Below are 9322 nucleotides of genomic sequence, written 5' to 3' on the forward strand. Positions count from 1 at the left end.
CGCTAATTTGACCATAGTTATAGAAAATTGTATGCCAGGATTATTTTTGGTGTATTTACAGCAAAAATCAAAGTGCTGTATAAAATTTATACAGTATTTGTTTAAAAATAATACATAAGCTGTGTATAAAAATTATACAATACAAAAACAGGACCAGCCTCTCAAGCGCAGTTCGGTCGGTGACTGTAAGCCCGTCAGGGAGCACAGTATTCTGCCGGATACGCTGGCGAAGCAACACAATCGTTGGTCTGTACTGTTTGTCATGGGATAATTTCTATACAAAATATCAGCAAAGCAATAAAGCAATTATGTTAAAATAAATTCATCTGGACAAAATGAGATGCGTCTATTTAGAAAATATTTAAAAGCATTCGGCGGGCTCTCACTGGTCGTCATATTGCTGCTCGGCTGTGGTAAAACAGAAAAAAATATTTCTGGCAAAGATCCGCCGTCCAGATCTGACGCCAAATATCTGCTGGTCGACGGCAACAAAATAAAATACGGCAATAACACGCAGGGTTTCCAGGAAGTCATCCTGCGCGGCGTGAATGTGGGAGACCCATATCATCTGGGCAGCAGCGGCGGATTTACCACGCCAAATTATACTGAAATCAGGAACGCGCTGAAAGCAAACGCTGTGCGTATCGCTGTGCATTCCAGATTTTGGACAGAAAATAAAACCAGCGTGTTAAATTGCCTGAAAGGAAATGTTCAAAAAGCACTCGCGGCGGGATTATTTGTTATTATTGATTATCACACAATCGCTCACCCTGTGGATGGTTCGGTTAATTCGTATGATGGACTGTACAGCGCGGATTTTGATAAAGCGCGGGATTTTTGGACTACCATAGCCAGCCAGCCGGAATTTTCAGACGGCCGAATTTTATTTGAATTGTGGAATGAGCCATTTTCGGATAATTATAATCCGAATGCCTACACCTCAAATTGGGGCATATTAAAAGCAAAATGGCAAATACTTATAGACATCATCAGGGCTCCTGAAAATAATAAAAGAAATATAATCATTGCGTCCGGCCAGCACTGGACATTTGATCTAAGAGGCATAAAGGGTGATCCGCTGCCGGACAGCAATATAGCATATGCCTGGCATACATACACAGGATTGCACGCTGCGTCAACTTGGGCAGCGGCGCTTGATGAATTACAAAATACAAAACCAGTGCTGGTAACAGAGTGGGGCTTTGAAGCAGAAAACTCCCGCGCCGGTTCTCCAGATACGGATTGGACTAAACTGCGCGGGGAGTTTCTGCAGGGGAAAAATTTACATAGTTTTGCCTGGGCTTTTTGCGGCTGGTACACGCCGAACATGTTGAGCGACGATCATTACTACAGCAGCGTTGTATCATTCACCGAATCACTGCTTAATAGTTTTGGCCGGGAAGTCGTGGATTATTTAAAATATCATTACGAGCGCGGAGAGCAAATATTTCCGTAAGAAAATACATTCCGCAGGCGAAAATCAAGCCGGTCAGTTCATCCACCGTATTCGGAAAAAAGCATTTACAGCTCCGCGAAAATCTCATCCAGCGCGCGGGCAATATTGTCCACTGCCGCGGTGATCTTGCTGTAGCGCATGCGCGTCGGCCCGATAATGCCCAGCGAGCCGACTTTTTCGCCTTTATAAAAAAAATCTTTGGCCACCAAAGAAAAATCTTTCAGCGGCTCGGCCCGCAGCTCCGCGCCAATGCTGACGCTGGTCTCGCCGCCGCTGTGTTCGTCCAGAAGATGCATTATCTCCGTTTTGTCATCGAGCAAATCCATCATGCGGCGGATGTTCTGCACATTTTCAAATTCCGGCTCATAAAACATTTTGGACAGGCCGGAAAGATGCAGCGACTCCTGCCGCGCGCGCTCCAGAGTCTTCCGCACGCTGCCGGTCAATTCACTCAGCAAAAGATCATCAGTCTTGAGCACCGTCGTGTAATTTTCGGACAACGCTTGAATCGCTTTCATGGTTTCATCCAGCAGCGAATGTAAATCGCGCCCCAGAGCGATCTGCAGCTGCTCGACCAGCGTTTTTTCCCGCGCGGTCAGGCGGTAGGCCTCCATCAGCTCGTCCACATAAAAACGATAGCCGCGATCTGTCGGAATACGTCCCGCCGAAGTATAGGGGTGCGTCAAAAAACCCAGCTCTTCCAGCGTGGCCAGCTCATTGCGCACCGTCGCCGAAGACACTTCCTCCAGGTATTTTTGACAGATCACCACCGAAGCGACCGGCGCCGCCGAGTCGATATATTCTCTGACCACAAGGGCTAAAATTTTACGCTGTCTAACTGTCAAATCCATAAACAACATTTTATCACGCAGAGCGCGGATTTGTTACCGGCAGGCGCTGTTCCTGCGGGAATTTCTAGCCGCCAAGATCATCAAGAATATCTGTCACCAGCAATTCTTTGGTGTCAATGTCCAGTCCAGAAAAACATTCACTCAACGCATTCCAGACCTCTTGCCTTTTTGTTCTCGCGTCGGTCTCCTTCTGAAAATAATAGCTGCTGATGTTTGCTCTTATCTGTTTCATAAACCCCCGGCAATCTGTTGTGCCATTTATATAATTGTTTCTAAGTTCTTCTTTTAATTCTTTGTAGCTTTCCGGTCTTAGACCCCTAATCTGCTTCCAAAGAATTTTCCCTACCCTCACTCCTCCGAATAATGTGAGCAACAGGCCAAGTAAAGGAACAATCGTCGGCGCCGCCACTATACTAGACAAAATTCCTATAGAACCCCCGACGAGCACTAGAGCATGAGCAGCTACATCCAGACGTTGATTGCGCTCAAGCTTTTTGATTTTCCTGTGGAATACGTCCGGGCTAAACGCCTCTTTTAAGGCTGGCCTGTCGTAGTTTTCAAGTGTTTGCTTAAACACATCCAGGACACTCGGCGCCGCCACCTCGTCCGCTGGCTTAACACTGATACCCATACTCTTTATCCCGCTGATCTGTTTCTTTTGCATACCTAACTCCTCTCTGGTTTCTTACCGCCAGTTTATCGTTAATTACAGAAAGTTGTTGCAAATTTTTTAGCGCGGCTTGAGAGGGATTAGTTTTTTACAGTCGGATTATCCGCGTTCTGCTCGCAGGATTGTTTGGCGCTGGCTAGAGCGTTTATAGCTTTTTGCAAACCGCTTAAATCTAAAAACATCGCTAAATTTTAACCTTTGCCCGTGTAATGTTTTTTTATCTCCGCCAGACTGTCCCCGCCAAATTTCTCGAGGAACGCTTCCGCCAGGACAAAAGCCGCGATGCTCTCGGCGACAACCGCGCCAGCTTCGACAGCGCAGGTGTCCGCGCGCTCGACAAAGGCTTTGGCGGCTTTTTTGGTTTTCCAGTCAATGGTGTTGAGCGGCGAGGCGATAGTTGGTATCGGCTTGAAAGCCAGACGGACGATAATATCCTCGCCGTTACTCACGCCGCCCTCGATGCCGCCGGCATTGTTGGTCTGGCGCGCGACCCCGCCGCGCTTGTAAAAAATCTCGTCCTGCGCCTGACTGCCGCGCAGATCCGCCGCCGCAAACCCCAGCCCGATCTCCACGCCCTTGACCGCCTGCAGGCTCAAAAGCGCGCCGCCCAAACGCCCGTCCAGTTTGCGGTCGGGCTGCGCGTAAGAACCCAGCCCCACTGGCACGCCGGAAATATTTAATTCCACCACGCCGCCGAGGGAGTCGCCCTTGGCGCGGGCTTCGTCAATTTTGTTTTTTATTGGCGTTTCGACAGCGTATCCATGGGATACTCCGCTCAACGCCCGATTTTCAAGGCCGCCGATGCGCAAAATTTTGCTGGCAATATTTATTTTAAAATTTTCTAGAAATTGTTTGCATACCGCGCCGGCGGCCACCTGTGCCGCGGTCATGCGCGCCGAGGAACGCTCCAGCACATTGCGCAGATCGTCAAAGCCGTATTTTACCACGCCCGCGTAATCCGCATGGCCGGGGCGCAGTCTGGTTATCGGCGGCGTTTTTGTTTCCGGCAATTCGGCGGACATGATCTCCGTCCAGTTTTGAAAATCTTTGTTTTCCACGAAAAGAGTTATCGGCGAGCCGAGCGACAGACCGTGCCGGACACCGGACAAAATCCGCGCTTCGTCTTTTTCGATTTTTTGTCGTCCGCCGCGGCCGTAACCCTGCTGGCGGCGCGCCAGTTCGGCATCGATAAAATTTTTGGCGATCTTCACGCCCGCCGGAAAACCGTCCAGCACAGCCGTCAGGCCGGGGCCGTGGGATTCGCCGGAAGTCAAAAGCCGCAACATACCTAAATTATAGCATTTTCTTATCTTTTTCTCGGATCATTAAGTTTAATCTCTATTTCTAAATAGCGCCGCGCAAACACCACGTCCGTCTGTCTTTTGATAGTTGATTCAATGCCTTCGGCCGCCAGCGCCGTCTGCAGCTCTACCAGATATTTTCCATTGCCAATAGTTGGCGTAAGATTTAACGTCACTGCCGTCCGGTGGATTGAGTTAATTTTGGCTGTCTCTTGTAAAAATCTACCCGCCAGACCATACTTTTCAATTTTCTGCCTTACTCTTTTAGCAAAATCCCTGGCCAGACTTTCCTCTTCTACAGAAAGTTTTTTGCCACCTTGCGGGCTGTATTGCGCTACAGAATAACGATAATACGACCAATCTGAATCATCCATATTATGTTCACCTCTATATATAAAAATATCGTTAGCTGGCTAGAACTATTGCAGCGGTTTTTTCTGTTTAGTTATTGAACTTAAACAACACCACATCGCCGTCCTGCATGACGTATTCTTTGCCTTCCTGCCGGACCAGGCCTTTTTCGCGGGCTTCGGGCAAAGAGGCCAGGTCTTTTAATTGCGCATAGTTAATGACCTCGGCCTTGATAAAGCCTTTTTCAAAATCGGTGTGAATAACGCCCGCGGCTTGCGGGGCTTTGGCGCCGTTTTTGATCGTCCAGGCTTTGGTTTCTTTTTCACCGGAAGTCAGATAGGTGAGCAGGCCGAGCAATTTGTAAGACTGCCGCGCCAGCCGCTCAATACCGGACTCCGGCAGGCCGTATTCCCGCAATAATTCCCGGCGTTCTTGCAAGGGTAGTTCGGCCAGCTCCGCTTCCAATTTGGTGGAAATGACCACGACTGCCGCGTTCTCCGCGACGGCAATATCGCGCACGATCTGCACATAAGCGTCCGTTTCCGCAGTCTTAATTTGCCCCTCGGCAATATTGGCCGCATACAATACCGGCTTGTCCGACAAAAACTGCACCGTCCTGGTTAGCTCTTTTTCCTCGTCGCTGAACTCCAGCTCGCGCACCGGCCGGCCGGTGGACAACCGCGCCTGAATTTTTTGAAACAAAGCCACTTCTTTTTTGTCCTCGGCTTTGCCGGACTTGGCTTTTTTTTGCGCGGCGTCGAGGCGTTTTTCCGCGGTCTGCAAATCGGCGTAAATTAATTCCAGATTGATTATCTCGATGTCCCGCCGCGGATCGACGGAGCCGCTGACATGCACGATATTGGGGTCGTCGAAACAACGCACGACATGGGCGATAGCGTCCACCTCGCGGATATTGGCCAGAAATTTATTGCCCAGCCCTTCGCCCCGCGCGGCGCCCTTGACCAGACCGGCGATGTCCACCATCTCGATAGCCGTCGGGACGATCCTGGCGCTATTGTGCATTTTCGCCAGCGCCGCGAGACGCTCATCCGGCACCTCGACAATGCCGACATTCGGGTCGATCGTACAAAAAGGATAATTCGACGCCTCCGCGCCAGCGTTGGTTATCGCGTTAAACAGCGTGGACTTGCCGACATTGGGCAGACCGACTATACCGATAGAAAATCCCATAGATCAATTTTAACTTATTTTTCCAATTCAGGATATTTAATTATTCCGTAAATTTATTTCCGCCCAATCGAATAATATTGAAAACCCTGCTCTTTCATCTGTGCGGGGCTGTAAATATTCCGCCCATCAAAAATTACCGGAGTTTTCAACGCGGCTTTTATTCTGGCAAAATCCGGTTCGCGGTACTCGCTCCATTCGGTCAAAATCAGCAGCGCACTGGCTTGATCCAGCGCGGCGTAATTGTCCGTCTGATAATCGATCTGCGCGCCAAAAATCCTCCTGGCTTCATTGAGCGCCTCGGGGTCATGCACGCTGACCCGCGCGCCGTTTTTCAGCAGCTCGTTAATGACGGTGATCGCCGGCGCTTCGCGCATGTCGTCGGTCTGCGGCTTGAAAGACAATCCCCACACCGCAAATTTCTTATCAGACAGGCTGCCAAAGTGGTTCTTTATCTTGGCGACCAGCGCTTTTTTTTGCTTTTTGTTGACACTCTCCACCGCCTGCAAAAGCTCCAGCGCGTAGCCGTTTTCCTGCGCCGTGCGGATGATCGCTTTTACATCTTTCGGAAAACAAGAGCCGCCGTAGCCGATGCCCGGGAACAAAAACCTCTTGCCCACGCGCGGATCGGAGCCGAGTCCCTGCCGCACCATATCAATATCCGCGCCGACCAGTTCACAAAGATTAGCGAGATCGTTCATAAAAGAAATACGTGTGGCCAGCATGGCATTGGCGGCATATTTAGTCATCTCGGCGGAGCGCGTGGACATGCGGATGATCGGCGCGCCAGTACGCACGAACGGAGCATACAGCGTTTCCATTATCCTGAATGCTCTGCCGCTGTCCGTGCCGATAACGATCCGGTCCGGTTTCAGAAAATCCTCGATCGCCGCGCCCTCTTTGAGAAACTCTGGATTGGACACCACGTCAAATTCTTGCCGGGTTTCCGCGGCGATCGCTTTTTTTACTTTGTCCGCGGTGCCGACCGGCACGGTGGATTTATCCACGATCACTTTGTAGCCGTTGAGATTTTCACCGATGGCTTTGGCCGCGGCCAGCACGTATTGCAGATCAGCCGAGCCGTCCTCGCCGGACGGCGTACCCACCGAGATAAAACAAATATCCGCGTTCCGCACCGCGGCCTGAATATCCAGAGAAAAAGACAGCCTTTTTTTCTCAACATTTTTTTTGACCAGCGCCTCCAGCCCGGGTTCGTAAATCGGGATTTTCCCGGCCAGCAGCGCGTCAATTTTGGCCTGATTGGTATCCGCGCAGACCACAGTATTGCCCGTTTCGGCAAAACAAGTCCCATCAACCAGCCCGACATAGCCAGTGCCTATTACGCAAAGTTTCATAGGAGAGTATGATACAACAACCATGAGCGGGATAAAAGACACGCGGCAAACCGATGTTTTAATCATCGGCGCCGGTATTGCCGGACTTTCCGCCGCGCTGGAAGCGGTCAAGGGCGGGCGGGTCACGCTGGCGCACAAAGGCGCGCCGAATATCAGCAGCACACAGCTGGCGCAGGGCGGTATCGCCGTAGTTATGGATAAAACCGACCGTCCGGCTTTTCATTGCCGCGACACATTGTACGCCGGAGCCGGATTTTGTGACAAAAAAGCCGTGCGGATTTTGGTCAAGGAAGGCATAGCGCGCGTCAGGGAAATGCTGGAAATGGGCGTGTTTTTTGACCGCGACGACAATGGCCTGATCCTCGGTCAGGAAGCCGCGCACTCCCAACGGCGCATCCTGCACGCCGGAGATTCCACCGGCGCGGAGATCGAGCGCGGCCTGCGCCAATATCTACAGGAAAATGACCGCGGCAATTTGACCACCTACTCCTCGGCGCAGTGTCTGCAATTATTGCTGGCGCGCGGCCGCTGTCTTGGCGGAATTTTTTGGCAGGACGGGAAACAATTTGCCGTGCTGGCGCGTCAAACGATCCTGGCGACCGGCGGCTATGTGCAGATCTTTAAATACAACACCAATCTCTCCGGCTTGAGCGGCGATGGCATCGCGCTGGCTTATCGCGCCGGCGCAAAAATCCGCGACATGGAATTCGTCCAGTTCCATCCGACTTCGCTCTACGACCCGCGTCCGCACGAAAGCCAGTTTTTGCTCTCCGAAGCGGCGCGCGGCGAGGGAGCCGTGCTGCGCAATGTCCTGCGCCGCCGGTTCATGCCAGATTATCACCCGCTTGCTGAGCTGGCGCCGCGCGACGTAGTCACCCGCGCTATCGTCGCGGAAATGCAAAAAACCAACTCTGACCATGTGTTGCTAGATTTTACGACAGCGGCAATAAACATTTCGGCGCGCTTCCCGTCGATCTACCGGCAGTGCCAGGATCTGCGCATCAATGTCGCCAAAGACCTCGTGCCGGTCGTGCCGGCGGCGCATTACTCTATGGGCGGCGTGGCCACGGACATTCATGGCCGCACCAGTATCCGCGGTCTGCTGGCCTGCGGCGAATGCGCGTCGACCGGCGTGCACGGCGCCAACCGTCTGGCCAGCAACTCGCTGCTGGAGGGGCTGGTTTTCGGGCGGCGCGCGGCCGTAACAGCGTGGAGAGACCGCGTCGGCGAAAAAGTTTTCGCCGAAAATATTGACGAGGTCAAAATAAATAAGTCCGCCAATAATCGCGCGGCCATACAAGAAATTATGTGGCGGCACGCCGGTATTATCCGTGACCAGGCCGGGCTGACCAAAGCGCGGGAAAAACTCCAGAGCCTTCCCGACAGCTCGCCGGAAGAAAACAATTTACTGCTTTGCGCCAAACTCTGCGTGAACGGCGCGCTGCGGCGCCGGGAAAGCCGCGGCGCGCATTACCGGACGGACTATCCGCACCGCCAATTGTTAGGTCGCAGCGCTCTGCAAAATATAGTGCGTTCCGCGTCCCGCGCCGACAACTTTTAAAAACCCTTTGGCCGCTCATAAATATATCTTGCCATTGTTATAATCTCCGCAATTTATGCGGAAATTATAGCATAAATCTCCGCAAAACCTATGCCGCTACTTTGATGATATATATGACTTTATAATAAACCGGCAATGTGCTGATGCTGATCGCTGTGCCGGAGCCTTCACTGGCTGTTGTGCCACCAATATTACCGCCGCTGGCGTTACCAGTAATCGTATGTGTATGCCCCGCAACGGCAACAGCTTTGCTGTCTGAGGAGAAACCGTGCGCGTGATCGCCAACAGGGCTTAACGTTAAAGTTGTTGTATTCCCAGCCCACATATTATCTCCATAGCCTATACCGGCAGGGGCATTACTGCCGCCGCCACAAGCATCAAAATTCATTCTCCCATCAAATGGTTGCGGATAGTGGGTGTGGCCTCCGGTAGAAGTTGTTGTGCCAATTAAGGTATGTTCATGTGAACCACCCTCCCCAGCTTGTAGGGATAGTGACAGGCCGGATAAAGACAGCCCCGTTGCTCCATGATTGTGCGGCGGCAGATTGGCTGTTTGCAAAGTCACACTCTGGTTATTCGCGCCGAGCGC

The 9322-nt window shown here is 51.7% G+C and carries 9 protein-coding genes; 2 read left to right on the forward strand and 7 right to left on the reverse strand.

What is annotated here, in order from left to right:
- The first annotated feature begins 340 nt into the window (after positions 1 to 340).
- Positions 341 to 1456 (forward strand): glycoside hydrolase family 5 protein, encoded by a 1116-nt coding sequence (locus LBJ25_07495; protein ID MDR1453798.1) that lies wholly within the window; start codon positions 341 to 343, stop codon positions 1454 to 1456.
- A 65-nt stretch (positions 1457 to 1521) separates the two neighbouring features.
- Here the strand turns inward: LBJ25_07495 and LBJ25_07500 are convergent, their stop codons facing one another.
- The 6 genes from LBJ25_07500 to LBJ25_07525 all read right to left on the reverse strand — a co-directional run bounded on the left by LBJ25_07500 (position 1522) and on the right by LBJ25_07525 (position 7172).
- A complete protein-coding gene (locus LBJ25_07500) occupies positions 1522 to 2307 on the reverse strand; it encodes a hypothetical protein (protein MDR1453799.1) in 786 nt (261 codons plus the stop codon).
- A gap of 64 nt (positions 2308 to 2371) precedes the next feature.
- Complete coding sequence (locus LBJ25_07505; protein MDR1453800.1) at positions 2372 to 2971, reverse strand: hypothetical protein; 600 nt, start codon at positions 2969 to 2971, stop codon at positions 2372 to 2374.
- 197 nt (positions 2972 to 3168) lie between these two features.
- Complete coding sequence (gene aroC / locus LBJ25_07510; GenBank protein MDR1453801.1) at positions 3169 to 4263, reverse strand: chorismate synthase; 1095 nt, start codon at positions 4261 to 4263, stop codon at positions 3169 to 3171.
- A gap of 20 nt (positions 4264 to 4283) precedes the next feature.
- Positions 4284 to 4652: a hypothetical protein gene (locus tag LBJ25_07515; protein ID MDR1453802.1), complete on the reverse strand. Its 369-nt coding sequence runs from the start codon at positions 4650 to 4652 to the stop codon at positions 4284 to 4286.
- 67 nt (positions 4653 to 4719) lie between these two features.
- Positions 4720 to 5820, reverse strand: a complete 1101-nt coding sequence (ychF, locus tag LBJ25_07520; protein ID MDR1453803.1) for a redox-regulated ATPase YchF — start codon at positions 5818 to 5820, stop codon at positions 4720 to 4722.
- Positions 5821 to 5873: 53 nt separating this feature from the next.
- Positions 5874 to 7172, reverse strand: coding sequence for a UDP-glucose/GDP-mannose dehydrogenase family protein (locus LBJ25_07525; protein MDR1453804.1), 1299 nt, complete (start codon positions 7170 to 7172; stop codon positions 5874 to 5876).
- A 22-nt stretch (positions 7173 to 7194) separates the two neighbouring features.
- On the opposite strand from LBJ25_07525, the gene nadB reads away from it, so the two are divergent.
- A complete protein-coding gene (nadB, locus tag LBJ25_07530; GenBank protein MDR1453805.1) occupies positions 7195 to 8733 on the forward strand; it encodes an L-aspartate oxidase in 1539 nt (512 codons plus the stop codon).
- Positions 8734 to 8821: 88 nt separating this feature from the next.
- Here the strand turns inward: nadB and LBJ25_07535 are convergent.
- Positions 8822 to 9322: hypothetical protein (locus LBJ25_07535; GenBank protein ID MDR1453806.1), on the reverse strand; the 501-nt coding region annotated here is incomplete at its 5' end.

The sequence above is a fragment of the Candidatus Margulisiibacteriota bacterium genome (assembly GCA_031268855.1).
GTDB lineage: Bacteria > Margulisbacteria > Termititenacia > Termititenacales > Termititenacaceae > Termititenax.